At 43.0% G+C, this 20,241-nt stretch carries 14 protein-coding genes and 3 rRNA genes (1 of these 17 running past the window's edge); 4 read left to right on the forward strand and 13 right to left on the reverse strand.

The window, feature by feature from the left end:
• Positions 1-22: 22 nt before the first annotated feature.
• The 5 genes from AC5ZC7_RS26010 to AC5ZC7_RS26030 all read right to left on the reverse strand — a co-directional run bounded on the left by AC5ZC7_RS26010 (position 23) and on the right by AC5ZC7_RS26030 (position 7,604).
• On the reverse strand, positions 23-3,514 hold the full coding sequence (locus AC5ZC7_RS26010; protein ID WP_496158141.1) for a SusC/RagA family TonB-linked outer membrane protein: 3,492 nt from the start codon (positions 3,512-3,514) through the stop codon (positions 23-25).
• Positions 3,515-3,686: 172 nt separating this feature from the next.
• Positions 3,687-4,838, reverse strand: a complete 1,152-nt coding sequence (locus AC5ZC7_RS26015; RefSeq protein ID WP_496158140.1) for a FecR domain-containing protein — start codon at positions 4,836-4,838, stop codon at positions 3,687-3,689.
• A 66-nt stretch (positions 4,839-4,904) separates the two neighbouring features.
• The gene (locus AC5ZC7_RS26020; RefSeq protein WP_496158139.1) at positions 4,905-5,501 is read right to left on the reverse strand and encodes a sigma-70 family RNA polymerase sigma factor; all 597 of its coding nucleotides are present in this window, start codon (positions 5,499-5,501) and stop codon (positions 4,905-4,907) included.
• A gap of 414 nt (positions 5,502-5,915) precedes the next feature.
• Positions 5,916-6,599, reverse strand: coding sequence for a hypothetical protein (locus AC5ZC7_RS26025; RefSeq protein ID WP_496158138.1), 684 nt, complete (start codon positions 6,597-6,599; stop codon positions 5,916-5,918).
• A gap of 24 nt (positions 6,600-6,623) precedes the next feature.
• Positions 6,624-7,604, reverse strand: a complete 981-nt coding sequence (locus AC5ZC7_RS26030; RefSeq protein WP_496158137.1) for a RhuM family protein — start codon at positions 7,602-7,604, stop codon at positions 6,624-6,626.
• 191 nt (positions 7,605-7,795) lie between these two features.
• Here AC5ZC7_RS26030 and AC5ZC7_RS26035 point away from each other — a divergent pair, with 191 nt between their 5' ends.
• Positions 7,796-8,500 (forward strand): metallophosphoesterase, encoded by a 705-nt coding sequence (locus tag AC5ZC7_RS26035; RefSeq protein WP_496158136.1) that lies wholly within the window; start codon positions 7,796-7,798, stop codon positions 8,498-8,500.
• A 9-nt stretch (positions 8,501-8,509) separates the two neighbouring features.
• Here AC5ZC7_RS26035 and mnmE read toward each other — a convergent pair whose 3' ends face one another.
• The 5 genes from mnmE to AC5ZC7_RS26060 all read right to left on the reverse strand — a co-directional run bounded on the left by mnmE (position 8,510) and on the right by AC5ZC7_RS26060 (position 13,168).
• A complete protein-coding gene (mnmE, locus tag AC5ZC7_RS26040; RefSeq protein WP_496158135.1) occupies positions 8,510-9,892 on the reverse strand; it encodes a tRNA uridine-5-carboxymethylaminomethyl(34) synthesis GTPase MnmE in 1,383 nt (460 codons plus the stop codon).
• A 133-nt stretch (positions 9,893-10,025) separates the two neighbouring features.
• The gene (locus AC5ZC7_RS26045) at positions 10,026-10,862 is read right to left on the reverse strand and encodes an energy transducer TonB (protein WP_211977618.1); all 837 of its coding nucleotides are present in this window, start codon (positions 10,860-10,862) and stop codon (positions 10,026-10,028) included.
• Positions 10,863-10,908: 46 nt separating this feature from the next.
• A complete protein-coding gene (locus AC5ZC7_RS26050) occupies positions 10,909-11,520 on the reverse strand; it encodes a biopolymer transporter ExbD (RefSeq protein WP_496158134.1) in 612 nt (203 codons plus the stop codon).
• A 64-nt stretch (positions 11,521-11,584) separates the two neighbouring features.
• Positions 11,585-12,244 (reverse strand): biopolymer transporter ExbD, encoded by a 660-nt coding sequence (locus AC5ZC7_RS26055; RefSeq protein ID WP_496158133.1) that lies wholly within the window; start codon positions 12,242-12,244, stop codon positions 11,585-11,587.
• A gap of 69 nt (positions 12,245-12,313) precedes the next feature.
• A complete protein-coding gene (locus AC5ZC7_RS26060; RefSeq protein WP_291918311.1) occupies positions 12,314-13,168 on the reverse strand; it encodes a MotA/TolQ/ExbB proton channel family protein in 855 nt (284 codons plus the stop codon).
• Positions 13,169-13,927: 759 nt separating this feature from the next.
• Between AC5ZC7_RS26060 and AC5ZC7_RS26065 the strand changes: the two genes are divergently transcribed.
• From AC5ZC7_RS26065 to AC5ZC7_RS26075, 3 genes are all read left to right on the forward strand, one after another.
• Complete coding sequence (locus AC5ZC7_RS26065) at positions 13,928-16,492, forward strand: zinc-dependent metalloprotease (RefSeq protein WP_496158132.1); 2,565 nt, start codon at positions 13,928-13,930, stop codon at positions 16,490-16,492.
• 142 nt (positions 16,493-16,634) lie between these two features.
• Complete coding sequence (locus AC5ZC7_RS26070; protein ID WP_496158131.1) at positions 16,635-17,660, forward strand: substrate-binding domain-containing protein; 1,026 nt, start codon at positions 16,635-16,637, stop codon at positions 17,658-17,660.
• 48 nt (positions 17,661-17,708) lie between these two features.
• Positions 17,709-18,542: a hypothetical protein gene (locus AC5ZC7_RS26075; RefSeq protein WP_496158130.1), complete on the forward strand. Its 834-nt coding sequence runs from the start codon at positions 17,709-17,711 to the stop codon at positions 18,540-18,542.
• Between the two features lie 148 nt (positions 18,543-18,690).
• Here AC5ZC7_RS26075 and rrf (AC5ZC7_RS26080) read toward each other — a convergent pair.
• The 3 genes from rrf (AC5ZC7_RS26080) to AC5ZC7_RS26090 all read right to left on the reverse strand — a co-directional run.
• A 5S ribosomal RNA gene (gene rrf, locus AC5ZC7_RS26080) occupies positions 18,691-18,802 on the reverse strand.
• Positions 18,803-18,977: 175 nt separating this feature from the next.
• Positions 18,978-19,089 (reverse strand): 5S ribosomal RNA (gene rrf, locus AC5ZC7_RS26085).
• An 82-nt stretch (positions 19,090-19,171) separates the two neighbouring features.
• Positions 19,172-20,241, reverse strand: a 23S ribosomal RNA gene (locus AC5ZC7_RS26090) (it continues 1,814 nt past the right edge of the window).

Raw genomic sequence — 20,241 nt, forward strand, 5'->3', positions numbered from 1 at the left:
TCGTTGGATAATTAAGAAATGGCTAGAATGTCACATTGAGTCCCATAGCCCAAACTCTCTGCAAGGGATAAACCCGGCCATCTGTGGACGAAAATTCCGGATCCATGGTATGTAACAGTTTAGTGAACGTGACCAGGTTTTCAATGTTCAGGAAAAAGCGCACTTTCTGACTGTCTATAGCGCGAAGTATATGTTGTGGCATGGAATAGCCTAGTTGAAGGTTTTTGAGCCTTACATAAGCGGCGCTTTGCACATATTTTGTCTGCGGCTGCGAATTTTTCTGCATCTCACCTCCCATATAGAATTTTGGATAGTAGCCATTTGGTGTTTCAGGTGTCCAGCGGTCGTATTGTGCAGTAGTCAGCATGCCTGTATATAAATCGCCTGTGATCCCCCAGAAATAAGCTCCATCCCAAACACCAGCGTTGGAAAAGATGGCGTCCCGCTTACCGACCCCCTGCAGGAAAACAGTGATGTCAAAAGATTTGTATTGCGCGTTTAGATTCAAGCCAAAAGAATAGCGGGGAGTTGTATTGGCTATAACCCGACGGTCGCCGGGGTTTTCCAGTGTATTGTTGCCCCAGTTGATGATGCCATCCCCGTTTAGGTCTGCATAGCGGATATCTCCCTGGCCCCAGCGACTATAGATATTGGTCTGTTTTGGCGAAACGTCTACTTCATCCTTGGACTGGAAAAATCCTTCCGTCTGATATCCCCAAACATCCCCAAGCTTACGCCCTTTGTACCAGGTGGTGTTCAGGCCTGCCGGATTGGGATAGCGAAGTACTTCACTCTGATAGTCGCTGAACACTACATCCACTCCGTATCGTACATTTCCAATCCGGTCTTTCCAGCCAATGGTAAGGTCGATCCCCCTGGTCCGCATCGCCGCATTATTGACCTGTGGGGCAGCCGTACCCAACACCGCAGGCAAAGCATCTGCAGGGCCTACGAAGTCATCTGCCGTACGCTGGTACCAGTCGAAAGATGCGGTTAACCGGCTGGATAATGCCGTGATATCAGTCCCAAAATCCAACGTCTTCACCGTTACCCAGGTCAGCGATCCGTCGATTAATGGAGGCTGACTAATGAATGCTTCTCTGCCACCAGAAAACAGATACTGGCTACCGGTAGGAACTACACTATTGAGTGCAGGGTAAAAAGGATAATAATTACTGGTAAAACTCTGATCGCCCAGCTGTCCGTATGAGGCTCGTAGCTTGAACGAGTTAGCTACCCGCGCTATAGGTTTCCAGAACGGTTCATTCGATAGTACCCATCCTGCCGATATACCCGGGTAAAATTTAAAACGCCGGTCTTTCAAAAAACGGGATGTACCGTCATATCGTCCGTCAAACTCAACAAGATATTTCTCTTTGTAATTATAATTGATGCGTCCAAACCCACCACGGATAGCGAGTTGCGAGGCATTGTCTGTCAGGTAAGGAGTTGTTCCATAGGTGAGGGATAAAGATGGAAGATCATTGGAAAATAAGTACTGATTACGACCTCCCATAGAGACGTTATCATAAAGCTCCTGTGTGAAACCGATCAGGCCTTTCACAGCATGTCCGTTCCATTCGTTTTCATATGATGTAAATGTATTGATTGTATAATGGTAGTTCTTGTTATACTGTCTTTCAAAACTGTTGGGAGCGTAGAGCGCTTGCTGCGCGCCACTTGGACGGGTCACATACACTGTTTTGTTATGCCGGTTCAGATCAAAGTACGAGGCATCAAATGTGTAATTGGCAGTAATATTCCAGCCCCGCAGCGGATTTATTACTAATTCACCCGTAACAAGTGCCTTATCATTATTCGACTTAGTACGCGCACCATTTACAAGCCCCTCCATCCGGTTTTCAGCAGCAAAAGTGCCGTTGGGAGTATATAACGGTTCGGTAGGCCAGTTACGTGCAGCCAAAGTCTGCATCCAGTTGCTTTCTGCGGTAGGAGATTCTGTAGCTCCCCTGGAGAAAGCTCCTCTGAAATTGAAGTTCATCCAGCTAGTGATAACAGAAGAAAGGTTGGCACGAACATTATATTGAGCATATTTATCAGTTGCATAATTGTACATCCCATTTTGTTGAATATACCCCAGGCCAACATAGTAGCGTGTCTTGTCTGTTCCTCCAGATACACCGAGATTATGCTGCTGACTGAACTGTACCTTTTTGAACAGGATATCAAACCAATCATTATTGGCGTTGGCGTTCCCCCACTCGAACCAGGCATCGGCGCCGGGAGTTGGATTAGCAATGGTCTCATCAGTGATTTTACCATCCAGGTAGTCCTGAATACGCCTGAGGGCATCATCGTTAAATGGCTTGGTCACTCCCGCGTTAGCCGCTGCTTCATTGTATAAATTGGCAAAATCAATTGACTTCATATACTTGGGCAGGTTGATGGGCTCCATTAACATCAGGTTATTGTTGTATGTAATGGTCGGTTTTTGCCCTGCTTTTCCCTGCTTTGTCGTGATAATGACCACACCGTAGGGAGCACTGGAACCATATATCGAAGCAGAGGCCGCATCTTTCAACACGCTCACGCTCTCTACATCGTTCATGTTGATTGTACTTACATCTACTCCGGGCACACCATCTACAACAAACAAGGGAGCCTGAGAGGAAGTAGACCCATTGGAGGAGAAACCAGTGTATCCCCGTATGTTAAATGATGGCGCTTGTCCAGGAGCACCTCCGCTTGCGGAACTGATATTAAGATTGGAAACAACTCCTTGTAAAGCATGACCAAGCGTTAGTACGGATCTGTTCTCCAGTCTTTTACCAGATATCTGGGATACAGCACCTGTCAGGTTAATTTTTTTCTGAGTGCCGTAACCAACTACAACAACTCCTTCTAAATCCGTTACGATTAGCGTAAGTACGATATCAAGCCGAACATTATTGATTACAGCCACCTCCTGTCTTTTATACCCCAATAAATTAAATACCAAAACTTCTCCGGGAGAGGCATCAATCTGGTATCTGCCTGAAGCATCACTTATAGCAGCGCGATTGGTTCCTTTAACTGCAATTTGTACACCTGGAAGATAGCCGCCAGTGCTATCTCTAATCACTCCCGAGATTAAATGCTGTTGGTTGGTTTCCAGTGTCACCTTTTGCAAACCTGATTCAATCCTCTTTTTAATGAGTATGTTTTTGTCTACGATTTTATAGGTAATCGGGAGGCCTTCCAAACAACCTTCCAATACTTTTTCAATGGGCGCATGCTGAAATGATAAACTGACTTTTTGTTTTTTTAATTCCACATCGTCGTAGAGAAACAAGTAGCCTGTTTGCTGCTCAATCATCTTGAATACCTTTTCCAAAGGCGTATTACTTACCTTAATGGACACGTTCTGCGCCAGACTTTTAGCGCTGACCTGGATCAACATGACTAAAGTAAGGGCAACTACTAACTGAAATTTCACAATAAATTTCCGATGAAGGTGTTTGCCCAAAGACAACCATCCCGACCAGACGGTCGCTGTATGAAATCTGAATTTCATTAACTTTGTATTGTTTGAGTTGATATTTAATAGTACACTAACCTTTGAATGATCGCTCCTACGCTTACGTCTTCTGATTGCAGTCAGAAGACGTTTTTCATTGAGCTTATGGCGGTTTTTAAGTTTCTCGTTCCATAGGCTAATTAGTTTTTAGGTGATAGATACTATTACTTTATTCAATGACAATACGTTTAACACCGTTATCTATCTCAATCTTACAGTTCAAATTATAGAACGATAAGATCTCCAGAACTTTGGAAGCGTTGGTATCACGATACACTTCTCCGGATAAACGTATGTTAGCAGCTTTACCTTTAAATACCACGTCCACATTATACCAGCGCGAAATCTGCCGTGCTACAGCATATATATCAGATTGATTGAAATTAAGTTTTCCGTTTTTCCAGGCAATAGCATCCGATACATCTACCTGAGCCACAGATAGTCCATTACTGCTATCGAGCGTGGCCTGTTGCCCCGGTTTCAGGATGACATTCCGGTATTTGCCTGTCTCAACTATGTTGACGGTTCCTTCTGCCAGTGTGGTTTTTATACTGGGCTCATCATCATAACTGCTAATATTAAAATGTGTACCCAGTACTTCTACAACCTGACCTTTGGAGAGCACTTTAAATGGTCTGTTGGCATCCCTGGCAACTTCAAAATATGCTTCTCCCTTTAACTCAACTAACCGTTCCTGAGATGTTTTGCTAATTCTATAGGTAAGCTGCGACGCCGCGTTTAACCAAACTTTTGATCCGTCTGGTAATGTAAGTTGGAATTGTCCGCCGCGTGGGGTTCTTAAGCAATTGGACACCGGGGTTTCTACTTCCTCTCCCTTTGATTCAGTCGCTACATAGGTTAACTGCCCCTTCGCATTTTTATAGATGGTATTACTTCCCGCTTTGGCAATAGCTCCGTTAGACTGATCATCCAATGCTATTTCGGTCCCGTCACCAAGCTGCAGTATGGCTATATTTCTACCAGGTGCGATATCTGCAGCATTGGAAAGTAGTTTATCTGATTTTGTAGTTTTGCCGGAAGGCCTGTAATTAAAATAAAAATAAGTTCCTGTGGAGATAATAATCAAAACAGCTGCAGCTGCTGCTACCATGGGATATCTAAATACTTTCCCCTCCTTTCTGAAAGGCTTTACTAGTCGGGTTCGAACTTCCGCGAGCTCCTTTTCCAAATCCTCCTCTTTAACTGCTGCTTTTTTTGACTCCAACAGCTCGTACCACAGTTCCACCTGCGCACGCTCATCTGGAGTACAATTTCCTGCCAGATAGCGTTTCAACAGATCCTGCATATTATTTTGTTCCATACTTATCACAATGTTGCTGTTTGTATAAGTATAGTACAATTAGTACATCGATGGGCGTAAAGGAAACTAAAAAAAATGTTCAGTCAGGCAAATCCCCGATAGTATTAATAGGGGGCCTAACTTAACACGCAACGATTTTAAAGCATTATTGACATGTTTCTTAACCGTAGCTTCCGAAAGACCTAACTGTATGGCTATCTCCTTGTGAGAAAGGTGATGCTCCCTGCTCATGCGAAAAACCTCCTGCATCTTTTCGGGTAATGAAGAAATTTCGCTTTCAATTATTCGCTTAAGTTCATTTTCGCGGGCTAAATAATCTGCAGCACTACTTTTTATAGGTGTCAAAAATTTGAGCGACTCTAAATAGGTGGTTTGTACCTTTTTGTGAACAATACGCTTTATGACCATATATCGCAGAGTGGCATGTAGATATCCTGCTAATGGCGTATCTACTGTTAATGAATAACGATTCTGCCATAATGCAACAAATACATCTTGTAATAAGTCTTTGACCTCATCAGTATCATCCAACTTCTTCCTCCCCTTTACATACAGCCCCCTTGCATGTCTGTTGTATATTTCCAGGTACGCCAAATGGTCGTCTTCCAACAGGAGCCCAACCAGGTCTTTATCGCAATATGTTTGATAATCTACAGCTTTCACAAATAAGATTATTGGTCGCCCATTAGCCACTTTACAAATTACAGATGCACCTTAAGATAAGGATCTCCTTTAAAAATTTCTCCGTTATACCAGATAGTACGTTGAATCAGCGCCTGGGCGTAAATAAATTTTATTTTTTCTGGTTCAATATTTTATGACATCAGTCCTGATATGGTTGCTACCTTCTAAAATTTTCCAAAACTAATAATAGTTCATGTAGGCAACGATAGACGGGGTATTAACAAAGTATTAAGTCTACTGTTAAAGAGATGGCAGCCGGCGAAGATCCGGTGGGCGACCTGAAAAAGGCCAATACAGGCTTACTTATCTATTAGAGGCGAGAGCCTGTCAATGCGCCATGCCTATTCAAAGTGACCTATACACAATAACTGAATTCCGTGGAGTTAGCGCCAATTACCATTTTTCAAAATCCGTTCCCTTTAACCAATAATCATAAAAATCTATCATTTCATTTATCTCCTTTTTCTTAAGAAGATATTCTTTAGTTTGTATTTGATGATCTTCCCTGCGTGAATTTAGCGCCTTCAATTCCTGTCTCTTCGCATGTCGTTTCTTGACGTTCTCATAATGCTCAAAGATTTTCTTCCGGGCCTCGAGGTACTCTTTACTTGATAAATAGCTACTATTCTGAAGCTGCACTCTTTCCAGGGAAGTTCCACACCTTTCTCTGTATGGAATTGTTTGACCAAATTGAAATAGTGGCTTCTGACGAATATACTGATCAAACCCCTCACAGGTAAATTCAATTTCACCACGTTGAGTAACAATTAGCCATGTAGTTTTGGTTTCATCAACTTGCCTTTCTATATAGTCAATCTCAAAAACGTCTTCCATTGCTATTTCAAAGTCGAAAGAAAGGATTTTTGCTTTCTTAAAAACCAATGTTGCAGGTGCAACCCAGAATGTAAAAGGTAATCCCTCAAGGTCCGGCTGATTCCATTTGACTATATAGTCAATATCAAATTCAAGGTCTTCCTTTAGGGTCATTTTATAGATCTGCGAATCATGCCAACTCATGATATCAAAATCCCTTTCAGTCCAAATACTTTTTGCTAATTCATAAGACTCCTCTATCATACTGATTGTTTTTAAAATGGAAATTTAATTCCTAAGATTTATCAGATTTACAACAACCTTAATCATCATCTCTTTTTCATCTGGTTTTGACTCCGCAATCATCAGTGTTAATGCCACTAAAGCATTGTCAGCAATCTTTTTAGAGCCATCGAAATGATAGAGTATTTTATTTTTCCCCAAAAACCATACAAATAAAAAAGCCGCAATCCGCTTATTCCCATCCGAAAAAGAATGATTCTTGATAACAAAATACAACAGATTGGCGGCCTTCTCTTCCACGCTGGAGTAAAGATATTGCCCCCCAAATGTCTGATAAATTGCAGCCAGTGATCCCTGAAATGATTCGTCCTTTTCGTTTCCAAATAAACTACTCCCGCCGAACTTATCACGAAGTCCCTGAATAGCCTCCATTGCGGCATGATAAGTTATTTCAAATAAATTTTCAGGAGTTGTTGATTCAATTTGAAGTATCTGATGATCATATTGATCCAGTACATCCAGTGCATAAGTATAATCTGTAATCACCTGTAGCAAACCGGTCGCCTCATCAGTAGGCACCCCTACACTGCCCAGCAATTTCACCGTTTGCTTTAATTCATCTAATTGACGGGATTGTTCTTCAAAACGCTTTTTATCAATAGCATAACCGTTCACCAGATAATCTTTCAGTATTTTATTGGCCCAGATGCGAAATTGTGTCCCTGTTATCGAACTAACTCTGTAGCCAATTGAGACAATCATATCCAGGTTATAATGTTCCAATTCCCTGTTAACAGCCCGTTTCCCCTCTTGCTGAACTATTCGGAATTTCCGAATAGTTGTCTCCCGTTCCAATTCATTAGCATCGTATATATGTTTAATATGCTCACTTATATTGGCTCTACTGGATTGAAACAGGTCGATAATCTGGGCCTGAGTCAACCATAGCGTCTCATGCTCCAACTTTACATCAATAGTCATTTCTCCGTTTGGAAGCTGATATATCAAGATTGGTCCGTTGGTCATAGTCTGTATTTTTGATAAAAATAGCACGTCAAAAGTAAAAACCCAACAAAGCTCACCTCTTAATGTATTGCCTTGCAAATAGTGATTAACAAAATCATTCGACAGGAAGCAGAGCAATAATCCACGAACGTTACCTCTTCCAAAGATTATAAATAATCTATATTAGCTTTCATCTAATACAATAAATCAAGATGATAATCATTGGCGATCTTCATGGAGGCTATCCGGAAATACTTTCCAAAATCAAAAAATTCCAACTCGAGAAAACTTCCTTTATACAAGTCGGCGACTGGGGACTTGGCTTTCAGCATAAGGAACTTGACATAAAAGCATTATCTCAAATTGATAAATTTCTTAGGGAGAAGGAAAACTATTTGTACATATTGAGAGGCAACCATGATAATAAATGGTTCTGGGATAACCGGGATATTTTCAATCTTCAAAACGTTAAACTGGTACAAGATTACGAAGTACTTGAAATAGAAAATCAACAGGTCATTTTTATTGGCGGTGGTATATCCATTGACCGGTTAAGCAGAACACCCGGTAAAGATTATTGGCCTGACGAAGGAATCAAATTTGATGTGGCCTTACTACAATCGGCATGTGCGCAAGGTATTGACATAGCTATTTCGCACGTTGCCCCTAAAGAAACATGGCCTTATACCTTTGATCCCATCGTTCTCAATTTTATTATTAAAGAGATGGCCGCCGGCAAGGACCTTGCTACTGATCTGGAAAACGAAAGGCAACTAATGAGCCAGATCCATTCCTATCTTAAAGCTGCAGGATGCCGGGAGTGGTATTATGGTCACTATCATGAATCCCATATGACAGAAAGAGATGGCGTAGTTTTCAGATGTCTAGCCATACAGGAAATGTATGACATAAAATAAATTTAATCCTTACTTCCCGATACAAAACTTACTAAAAATATAATCCAACCTATCTTCATTCGTCACCTCTCCGGTAATCTCTCCCAGATAATGCAAACAAAGCCGAATATCCAGTGCCAGCAAGTCTCCCGGCAATCCGTTATCCATGCCATCTTTCACATCCTGTAATGATTTCAGGACTTCTTTCAATGCGGCATAGTGCCTGGCATTGGTAATGATGGTGTCTTCTGTATTTACATCTCCGGCAATGACTTTATGTACCAGTGCATCTTTCAGTTCCTGGATATGTGCATGATTTTTTGCGGAGATAAACAGGATTTCCGGGATGTCGGCAAACTTAGTGCGGATGGCTGCTTCGCCGGTGATATCTGTTTTATTTCCTACGAGGAGGTAGTTGATGTTATCTGCCTGGAAGGTATTGATCTGATGACGTATATCCGTGGCAGTTAGTTCATTTACATCGAACAGGTAAACTACTACACCGGCTTCTTTAATTTTCTCCATCGTTTTTTGTACACCGATACTTTCGATGGTATCGAGGCTTTCGCGGATACCGGCGGTGTCGATGAGGCGGAAAAGGATGCCATCGATATTCAGTACTTCTTCAATGGTATCGCGGGTAGTGCCGGCAATATCGCTCACGATGGCGCGGTTTTCATTGAGGAGGGTATTGAGCAGGGTTGATTTACCGGCATTGGGTTTACCCACAATGGCGGTGTTGACGCCATTTTTGATCACATTTCCCATGCGAAAGGAATCGATCAGGTGTCGCAGCGTACCGGTAGCATTTGAAATAAGGCGATATAAGCCCGTACGATCGGCGAACTCCACATCTTCCTGGCTGAAGTCCAACTCGAGCTCAATAAGGGCGGAAAAGGTAATTAATTGCTCCCGGAGGGCATGTAATTCCTTAGAGAACCCTCCGCGCATTTGCTGCATGGCTGTTTGATGGGAAGCGGCTGAGTTGCTGGCGATGAGGTCGGCAACGGATTCTGCCTGGGTAAGGTCTAGTTTTCCGTTGAGGAATGCCCGCTGGGTGAATTCTCCCGGTTTGGCCAGGCGTGCACCCGCTTTTATGGTGGCATCAATAATTTGTTGCTGGATATAGGGAGATCCGTGGCAGGAAATCTCTATCACATCTTCGCCGGTATAAGAACGGGGGCCTTTATACAGGCTGATTACCACTTCATCAATAATACGTCCTTCTGAAACGATGCTGCCGAAATGCAGGGTATGGCTGGCCTGTTGGGTCAGGTCTTTGGCTGGGAATAAGCTGTTACAGATGGCATAGGTAGCGGGGCCGCTCAGTCTTATTACTGCAATGGCGCCGAGGCCTGGTGCAGTAGCCACTGCTACAATAGTATCATCAAATCCGGTTAGTTTACCCAGCATATCTGTTTTCGTTTATGATTATTCCCAAAGGGCACAAATTTACGATAATTGGGGATAGTAGTGTAGGGTATAAAGCAAAGGTCCCGTTCCAACGATGTTGAAACGGGACCTTGCAAATTATGTTGATACAGTACTACTCCTGCAAAGTAAAGCGGATAGGGAGGTTGAACTGTACAGAAACCTGGCGGCCATTTTGCTTACCAGCTTTCCATTTAGGCATGGTTTTCACCACGCGAACAGCTTCTTCTTCCAGGCCACCACCTTTTGCGGCACCTACTGTTTTAACGTCTTTAATGTTTCCTTCAGAGTCTACTACGAACTGAACGAATACTGTACCGGAGATACCATTTTCCTGCGCAACGCGTGGGTAACGGATATTTTTACTCAGGTACTTCGCCAGTGCTTCCTCACCACCCGGGAAGGTTGGAGGTTGTTCTACGAAGGTAAAGATTTCCTCTTTGGCAGGAGCAGCCGGAGCGGTAACTACACCGGTACCTTTGCTGTCTTCCAGTAATCCCGGATCGATACCGTTTGGATCACCTTCCACAGTTTTAGTACTGATGGCTTTGTCCTTGATGTCCTCATGTTTCGGAGGTTCCTCATCCGGTGGTACTTCATTATCTTTCTTAATAACCGGAGGAGTGAATTGTACTGACGGTTTTACCGGTGGCGGTGGCGCAGGCGGAGGTGGAGGTGGAGGTGGTGTTTTCGGATCATCCGGTAACTTCACATCCTCCATCTTAATTTCCTGTATCACCGGCTTCTTCAGGTTGTCACCCTCTGAAGCTCTTACCCACTGTGATATCATGTACGTTGCAAAGAATATTACAAACAATGACGCGGTTCCCAGAATGGCATTCCGCACACGCTTATTATACTGTCTCCGCAAATCGTACGCCCCATAATCCTTATTCCTGCCGTCAAACAGGATATCAAGAAAATCGGACTTTAAGACTTTAGCAGAATCCATTGTTGTTGTTTTATTATGGATGCAAAAAAATAATTATTCCACAAAACTATTTAGCTGGCGCTGGAGTAGAAGTTACACCGTTAGCAGCTTCGGTAGACTGTATCCATTTTTTATCCTGGTCACTGATGTCTACAGTTGCGTAACGCTGAATTCTGTTGATCGCCATTTCGTCGAGGATATCAACGAAGTTCTTATAATTGGCCTGATCATCAGCCTTTATAATTACTACAACGTCTTCTGGTTCACCTTTTGCATTCCGCAGTTTGGCAACTTCGTCCCTTTTCTTAATGATCTCATCTCTGATTCCTCCGGTATTAGCAAAAGTTGTTGCTTTGAAGAATTCAGGATTAGCAGAAGCATTAGGGTCTTGCGCCAAACCTTCGTAATAGTAAACTCGATTATCTTTTCCGAGTAAGATGGTAAGAGCAGTACTTTCTTTTACTTTGTTCTGATCTTTCTCATTCTCGGTATCTTTTGGCATGATCAAGTCCATTGTTTTGGGCTTGGACATGGTAGTGGTAAGCATGAAGAAGGTAATCAACAGAAAACCTAAATCCACCATGGGCGTCATATCTACACGGGTAGACTGTTTCTTGGATTTCGTCCCACCGTGTTTCTTCCCTTTCCCACCACTACTACTGGTATCCATTTCTGCCATAGTAGCCAATTTTTTTAGTTACTTAAATCAACAGCCTTCCAGGTCAGGAAGCAATTGCTGTCGTTTACTTATGTTTACCACCGGCCTGTTGCTCTTCCCAGGCAGCAGTACCTTTCGGTGCTTCTTCCAGGTTAGTAACCAGGTTCAGCTTCTGGATTTTCTTTCTTTTGAAAGTATCCAGGATTTCTTTGATCTTAGGATAAGGAGTTTGGTTATCCGCCTTAATACAATACTTCACTTTATTGAGGTTTGTACCTTGGGCTGCGTTACCATAATCAATCCACGCTCCTAATTCTCCACTGGCAGAATCTGTAGGGATTCCTTTATCCAGACCGGAAGTTTTACGCTGCTCCTCGCTGAGGGCCAGGTAAGCTTTCAGATCTTTGATAGGTGCTCCTACGCTGGCTCCGGTGACAAAGTTTTTGATTTCTTTTTCATCCAGACCCAGTTTGAACTGCGTATTCAGATCTTCTATCAGCTTTCTTCTTTTAGGCTGGCCATCCATGCTGAAAAACACTCTACCATCCTTATCTACTGTGAATAATAACACATCAGAATCAGGCAAAAGGGTGGTGTTAATAGAGGATGGGGTAACTACCGTTACCGGTTCATCCGGTTTGAACTTCGTTGCCAGCATAAAGAAAGTTAATAGCAGGAAAGCCACATCACACATTGCTGTCATGTCAATGTTGGTGCTTTTCCTTGGCATTTTAACTTTAGGCATCTTTACTCTGTTTTATGGTTTACTTTAAATAGATTCAAAACCGCTTACTTTCCACAAAATAATCCTGGATTATTTGTGATTAGCAGCAAAGCTCTGTGTTAAAGTAAAGCCAGATTCGTCAATAGCGTAAGTGATGCTATCGATGTTGGTAGTAAAGTAGTTGTACATGATAATCGCTACTGCAGAAGTACCGATACCCAGTGCAGTGTTGATCAACGCCTCAGAGATACCACCTGCCAGCTGTGCAGAGTCTGGTGCACCACCGGAAGACATCGCTGCGAACGCACGGATCATACCCAATACTGTACCGAACAAACCTAACAGGGTAGCTACGGAAGCAATAGTAGATAAGAACACCAGGTTCTTTTCCATCATTGGCAGTTCCAATGCAGTTGTTTCTTCAATTTCGTTTTTAATGGTCAGAATTTTCTGCTCTGTATCCAGCTCAGTATTAGTAACCATTTCTTTGTACTTTTTCAGACCAGCTTTCAGAACGTTACCAACAGAACCTTTTTGTTTGTCACACTCAGCCAGTGCTGCATCTATATTGCGGTTAGCCAGGTGATACTGTACTTTACGTACCAGTTCAGAACCACTGAATTTACCTTTTGCTTTTGACAGGTAAAGGAAACGCTCAATTACGAATGTCAGACAAACCAGTAACACAGAAATCAGGATAGGTACGATCAGACCACCTTTGTAAACTGTACCAAACCATTTACCAATACCAGAATCAACTGGGTGACTTTCTGGATTGTTACCCACGAAGTTGGCTGGGTTACCTAATACAAAAAAGTAAAACAGAAAGCCTATCACTAAGCAGATAGGAACAGCCAACGCCGCGAACAGGTTGGATGACTTTTTAGGTTGATGAGAAGAAGCCTTAGCTGTAGCTGCAGTCACAGTTGTTTTAGTCTCAGCCATGTTGATTGAAATTTTAGTGTTAAAAATTAAACTATTGTTTGTTAGAAGTTACTAATTACGATTACTACGATACCCCGTTATTGTGGAATGCCCTTCCGCACTCAATTTACTGTTTTAATCAGTGATTCGCAAAGTTATAAGGTTGGTCCAAAAAAACAAGTGCAGCTCAAAAAAACCCACAAAAATTAACTTTCACACGCAAAAGCCCCACCACAGGGCTTTTCGACCACTCATTTTTTTAGAGCAAACACTTACATAAGCGAATAAACCAATATCGCAGTTTTCACAACTGATTGTTACTGTCCCAATTCTTGAAATAGTTTGATTTTTTTCAAAGTTGGACGCACAATTTAAGAAAAAATTCAAATGTTCCAACAGAAATCTTACAATTCTGATAACTTATTTATTCCCGCGCCAGTAAACACTTTCAGCCCAAGCTAATAGCATTTAGCATTGGAAGATAGCATATTTTTACTTCTTCCTTCCCTAAATTCAATAGCATAGCGGACATCATCTTCCACACTTCCCTTTCTCCATATAAAATTATTATCTGCTATAATAATAAATACTTACATAAAAAAAGTTGCCCCCGCAACTACTGTTTTAACATTTACTTTTCAATTCTACTTCTTTTTTTCCATTCCTACAGCCTTTACTGCGCTTATGGATTTTCCTGATAAGTTAATACTTAATATACTTACTTGCAAAGGTTTTTAAAAAAACATAACAAGCAATCAAAAACCACTTATTAAAACTGTAATGAGCAAACCACTTCACAACAAACTGATAATAGCCATGGCAGGCGCCTTCTGCCTGGGTACTGCAGTTTTCCACCCTGCGGAAGCACAACGGAAAAAACATTCCAAAGATACCGCGCCAACTAGTCCTGCAGCCGCCAAAGATTCAACCGGCAAACCTCCCATGATTAAACCAGGCCCTAAACCTGGTCCTAAACCTTTCGCTGAAGTTATCACCGATAAAGCAAAATCCGACTCCGGTTTGTTCAATATCTACAAACTCGATGACCGCTTCTTCTTCGAAATTCCTGATACCCTCCTGGGCAGAGATATACTGGTAGTAAACAGAATTTCCAAATCCGCCGCTGGCCTCCGCGCCATGATGATGGGATTCAGCGGTGATATCATCAACGAAAATGTGATCCGCTTTGAGAAAGGCCCTAACAATCGCATCTTCCTGAAAAATATCTCCTATTCAGAAGTATCAAAGGACTCCACACAACCTATGTTTACCTCTGTAAGGAATTCTAACCTGCAGCCAATTGTAGCCGCCTTCGATGTTAAAGCGCTCTCTAAAAATAACAATGGTACCGTCATCGATATGACCGACTTCATCAGCGGCGATAACGATATCCTGTTCTTCGACGGCCAGGTAAAAAACATGCTCAAACTCGGTGGCGTTCAACCAGATAAATCTTACATCTCCGATGTAAAATCCTATCCGCTGAACACCGAAATTAAAACCGTAAAAACATATAGCAAAAGTGGCGGCCCCGCCGGCCCGGGTATGCCTCCGGCTCCAGGTGGCAACGCTACCGTGGAACTGAACAGCTCTATGGTATTACTGCCTGCTGTACCCATGCAGCCACGCTACTTCGATCCACGCGTTGGTTACTTCACCACCAGCGTAACAGACTTCGATGCAGATCCTCAAGGCGTTAAAAAACTCCAGATGATCACCCGCTGGCGCCTGGAACCTAAGCCGGAAGACATGGAAAAATACAAACGCGGCGAACTGGTGGAACCAATAAAACCCATTGTGTTTTATATCGACCCCGCTACCCCCGAAAAATGGCGTAAATACCTGATCCTCGGCGTAAACGACTGGCAAAAAGCTTTCGAAGAAGCCGGATTCAAAAATGCCATCATTGCTAAAATGGCTCCTACGCCCCAGGAAGATTCTACCTGGTCTATCGAAGATGCACGCTTCTCCGCTATCGTGTATAAACCTTCCGATGTGCCCAATGCCAGCGGTCCGCACGTCCACGATCCACGCTCCGGTGAAATCATCGAAAGCCATATCAACTGGTACCACAACGTAATGCGCTTACTGCGTAACTGGTATTTCGTTCAGGCCGCTCCTAATGATCCACGCGCCCGTAACATGCAATTCAGCGATGAACTGATGGGAGAACTGATCCGCTTCGTATCTTCCCATGAAGTAGGTCACACCCTCGGTTTACGTCATAACTTCGGCTCCAGCTCTACTTATCCTGTTGAAAAATTACGCGATAAAGAATGGGTAAAACAAAACGGACACGCCGCCTCTATCATGGACTATGCGCGTTTCAACTATGTAGCACAACCAGGCGACGGCATCAGCGGTGCTGACCTCTATCCACGTATCAACTACTACGATAAATGGGCCATCCAATGGGGCTACAAATTACTGCCACAAGCTAAATCAGCCGAAGCAGAAACACCTATCCTGAACAAATGGACTGTAGAAAAACTGAAGGATAAAAAATTCTGGTTTGGTACAGAAAGTAATCCGGATGATCCAAGATCACAGAACGAGGATCTGGGCGACAATGCCATGATTGCAAGTACTTACGGTATTAAAAATCTGCAATATATCATGCCTAACCTCCTTACCTGGACCAAGGTTGAGAACGAAGGATATGGCAACCTGTCTGAGTTATACAGAGAAGTAGTAGGCCAGTTTGGCCGGTACATGGGCCACGTGGCCAAGAATGTAGGCGGTATCTACGAAACTCCTAAAACCGTAGAACAAGAAGGTGCAGTGTATGAATATGTACCAAAAGCTACACAGAAGGAAGCCATTCAGTTCCTGAACAAGCAATTGTTCACTACCCCTAAATGGCTGATCAACCAGGACCTGCTGAATCGCTTTGGTGGAGATCCTGTTTCCATGATCCTTTCCCGCCAGGAACCAGTACTGGACAGATTAATGAGTGCTAATACCCTCAAAAAAATGACCAGTAGTGAAACCGCTTTAGGCGCGCAGGCTTATGCTCCCACTGATTTGCTGAATGACCTGAAAAAATCGATCTTCTCAGAAATATATGCACATCAGTCCGTAGACGTGTACCGCAGAAACCTGCAACGCGCCTATGTTGATAACCTGGCAGAACTGGTAAATCCTCCTGCAGCAAATCCAATGGCAGCCATGTATGGTTATTCGCCTGCGGATCCAACTAAAACAGATGCTGCTGGTATTGGCCGCGCCCAACTGATAGCACTCAGAACAGAACTGCGTGCAGCAGCAGCCGGTGGCGACGCTATGACCCGCAACCATATACAGGACCTGATTGCCCGTATCGGTAAAGCATTGGATCCTAAATAACTAACAAGCATACACGAAAATAGCCGCACCCTTTCCGTTATCAACGGAAAGGGTGCTTTCGTTAATGTATCCCCCAAAGCGTCGTAATTCTTCCGGAAAATGCTTAATATCGCTACATTATTTACTCACGAAGCCTCAAAAAGTGAAAGATCGGACTAACAAAATAACAATTTACGATATAGCCAGTAAACTGAACCTGTCTGCATCTACCGTGTCCCGTGCATTGCAAAACAATCCACTGATCAACATGGAAACGCGGGAAAAAGTACAACAAACGGCTACAGAAATGGGCTATGTCCCAAACTGGATTGCGTCCAGTTTACGGAAAAAACGGTCAAATATCCTTGGCCTGATTGTTCCCCGCACCTCCATGTACTTTCAAAGCACTGCGATAAGTGGTATCCAGCATGAAGCCCATAAGTATGGATTTAGTATCGTAATTGGCCAATCCGATGAAACAGTGGCCATGGAAAAGGAACTGGTACATACTTTCTACTCTCTCCGGGTAGATGGCTTGCTGGCAGTAGCTTCTATGTTCACTACCAACTTTGATCATTTCAATCCATTCATTAAAAATAATATCCCACTGGTATTCTACGATCGCGTGCCTACCGATTTCCAGGGCTATACCATTACCGGGGATGACTTCAAAGGTGGTTTTCTGGCCACAGAACATTTGATAAAACAAGGTTGTAAACGCATTGCCCATTTCTCCGGACAGCTGACCTGTAATCTTTACCAGCAAAGACTTTCCGGTTACAAAGAAGCGCTTGCACAATACGATATCCCTTTCGATGAGGAACTGGTATACGTACACGATTTAACGATGGATTCCGGTACTGTGGCGGCCCAACAATTATTCGATGCACAAAAAATGCCAGATGGTATGTTTGCTGCAAATGATAGCTCTGCGGTTGCTTTTATCCGGGAGGCCAAGAAAAGAAATATTGCCGTTCCGCAGCAAATCAAAGTAGTAGGCTATTCTAACGATCTGTCTTCCCGCATTATTTCACCTTCGCTGACCACTGTTGAACAGTCCGGATACAATATGGGACAAAAGGCTGTGGAAACAATTGTTCAATTGATTAACCAGGAAGAAACCGTAAAAGTGACTAAAAATTATATCTTTCCGGTGGAATTAATAAAACGCGAATCCACTGCTATATAAAGTGAAATTTAACCGATACACTGTATTAAACATAACCTACAACTTTTTATGAAACCACATATCTACGCAGCTTTATTATGTTCTGCTGCCATTGCAGTCACCTCTTGTAACAAACATATTTATGTTCCTAACCAGGTGAATGCGCCGTTATTAAAAGAACGCTATGAATTTAAAGGCAGTGTTACACCAACTAACCTTCAGGGGGCCTTTGCAGTTACTGATAACATTGGTATTATGGCCAATGGACAGTACCTCTATGGCTTCAATTATGTAGATCCTACTAACGAAAATAGTAATGAAGACCTGGTCTCCAACCGCACCCGTGGGGGCTTAGTAGAAGGGGCTGTTGGCTACTTCAAACCTTTCGGTCCCCGGAAGAAAATGGTATTTGATGTGTACGCAGGCTATGGCGGTGGAAGTTTTAAAACATTTACCCATCGCCCTGATGCAAATGATGGAACTAACATTAACGACTATCTGCTAAAAAATCGTTTCAGTAAGGTGTTTGTACAACCAAGTATCGGGTTTGTAAATCCTGTTGTGGAAACTATTTTCACCAGCCGCTTTTCTGTGGTCAACTTTTACAACAGCCAATTTGGACCAAAGGCTTTTGAAAACGATGAAACCGGTAAAACTGATTTCCTCCGCATCAATGATAAGCCGATTGCTTTTTATGAACCCGCTTTTACTGTCAGAGTAGGGTATAAGTATGTGAAATTTCAATCGCAACTGCAGTTTTCTGTTCCTTTAAATAATGGATCCTGGAATAATTACGGTGATAATTACAACATGAACCGGTATTTTCAACAAGTCAATTTCACCATGGGAGTTGCTGTAAATATCGCTCACTGGTATGATGATATAAGAAGAAAAAGAGAATAGTATTAAATCCGGGATAAAGCCCGGATTTTTTTATTTAGGGAGATGATTACCGAAGATGATTATTGAGGGAGATGATAAACATTTGCTCTCTCTTTTGATAAAAATAAAGAAGCCTTAGCGTATAAACACTAAGGCTTCTTTTTAATAAGTATGGCAGCTACCTACTCTCCCGCATGATAGTGCAGTACCATCGGCCATGAGGGACTTAACTTCTCTGTTCGGAATGGGAAGAGGTGAACACCCTCGGCAAAACCACCATAAGATCTTTCGCCTGTGTTAGCAGGCAATAATATATTATGAAAGTTCTAACGAACTTGTAAAAATTGTAGTAAATACTTTCAACATCGTTGAAAGTGATAATCCTTCAACAGCTTTTCTGTAAGGATGAAAAAAGAAAAAGCCTTAGTACACAAGTACCAAGGCTTCTCTTAATAAGTATGGCAGCTACCTACTCTCCCGCATGATAGTGCAGTACCATCGGCCATGAGGGGCTTAACTTCTCTGTTCGGAATGGGAAGAGGTGAACACCCTCGGCAAAACCACCATAAGATCTTTTTGCTGTTACAGCAAACTAATAAGATAACATATCGGGAAAGTTGTATTCAAAATTCTTTAGCGCAATATTTAAAAAATTAAAGCTTACGGGCAATTAGTATTACTCGGCTGCGATGTTACCACCCTTACACCTGTAACCTATCAACGTCGTAGTCTCCGACGGCCCTTAAAAGTAAACTCATCTTGAAGCAGGTTTCACGCTTAGATGCTTTCAGCGTTTATCCTATCCGTACATAGCTACTCTGCACTGCACCTGGCGGCACAACAGATACACCAGCGGTACGTACGACCCGGTCCTCTCGTACTAAGGTCATGTCCTCTCAATTTACTAACGATCACAACAGATAGGGACCGAACTGTCTTGCGACGTTCTGAACCCAGTTCACGTGCCACTTTAATCGGCGAACAGCCGAACCCTTGGGACCTTCTCCAGCCCCAGGATGTGACGAACCGACATCGAGGTGCCAAACCTCACCGTCGATATGAGCTCTTGGGTGAGATCAGCCTGTTATCCCCGGAGTACCTTTTATCCTTTGAGCGATGGCCCTTCCATACAGAACCACCGGATCACTTTAGCCTGCTTTCGCACCTGCTCGGCTTGTTTGCCTCACAGTCAAGCACCCTTATACTAATGCGCTCTGCGTACGATTACCAACCGTACTGAGGGTACCTTTGCGAGCCTCCGTTACCTTTTAGGAGGCGACCACCCCAGTCAAACTACCCACCAAACAATGTCTCCGTTGCCGGATTAGACTCTAAATAACAGAAGGTTGGTATTTCAACGATGACTCCACAACTCCTGGCGAAGCTGCTTCATAGTCTCCCAACTATCCTACACATCTGGCATTCAAAATCAATGTTAAGTTGTAGTGAAGGTTCACGGGGTCTTTCCGTCCCGTTGCGATTAACCGGCATCTTCACCGATACTACAATTTCACCGAGCTCGTGGTAGAGACAGTGTACAACTCATTAGACCATTCGTGCAGGTCGGAACTTACCCGACAAGGAATTTCGCTACCTTAGGACCGTTATAGTTACGGCCGCCGTTTACTGGGGCTTCAGTCAGAAGCTTTGGGTTACCCCGAACATCCTTCCTTAACCTTCCAGCACCGGGCAGGTATCAGGCTCTATACGTCATCTTTCG

The sequence above is a fragment of the Chitinophaga sp. 9-1-y genome, assembly GCF_059511905.2.

Excerpts from the sequence above, each read along its gene's own strand:
- AC5ZC7_RS26010 (WP_496158141.1), bottom strand. The coding sequence starts at position 3,514 with ATGAAATTCAGATTTCATACAGCGACCGTCTGGTCGGGATGGTTGTCT.
- AC5ZC7_RS26015 (WP_496158140.1), bottom strand. The coding sequence starts at position 4,838 with ATGGAACAAAATAATATGCAGGATCTGTTGAAACGCTATCTGGCAGGA.
- AC5ZC7_RS26025 (WP_496158138.1), bottom strand. The coding sequence starts at position 6,599 with ATGATAGAGGAGTCTTATGAATTAGCAAAAAGTATTTGGACTGAAAGG.
- AC5ZC7_RS26030 (WP_496158137.1), bottom strand. The coding sequence starts at position 7,604 with ATGACCAACGGACCAATCTTGATATATCAGCTTCCAAACGGAGAAATG.
- AC5ZC7_RS26035 (WP_496158136.1), top strand. The coding sequence starts at position 7,796 with ATGATAATCATTGGCGATCTTCATGGAGGCTATCCGGAAATACTTTCC.
- mnmE (WP_496158135.1), bottom strand. The coding sequence starts at position 9,892 with ATGCTGGGTAAACTAACCGGATTTGATGATACTATTGTAGCAGTGGCT.
- AC5ZC7_RS26045 (WP_211977618.1), bottom strand. The coding sequence starts at position 10,862 with ATGGATTCTGCTAAAGTCTTAAAGTCCGATTTTCTTGATATCCTGTTT.
- AC5ZC7_RS26050 (WP_496158134.1), bottom strand. The coding sequence starts at position 11,520 with ATGGCAGAAATGGATACCAGTAGTAGTGGTGGGAAAGGGAAGAAACAC.
- AC5ZC7_RS26055 (WP_496158133.1), bottom strand. The coding sequence starts at position 12,244 with ATGCCTAAAGTTAAAATGCCAAGGAAAAGCACCAACATTGACATGACA.
- AC5ZC7_RS26060 (WP_291918311.1), bottom strand. The coding sequence starts at position 13,168 with ATGGCTGAGACTAAAACAACTGTGACTGCAGCTACAGCTAAGGCTTCT.
- AC5ZC7_RS26065 (WP_496158132.1), top strand. The coding sequence starts at position 13,928 with ATGAGCAAACCACTTCACAACAAACTGATAATAGCCATGGCAGGCGCC.
- AC5ZC7_RS26075 (WP_496158130.1), top strand. The coding sequence starts at position 17,709 with ATGAAACCACATATCTACGCAGCTTTATTATGTTCTGCTGCCATTGCA.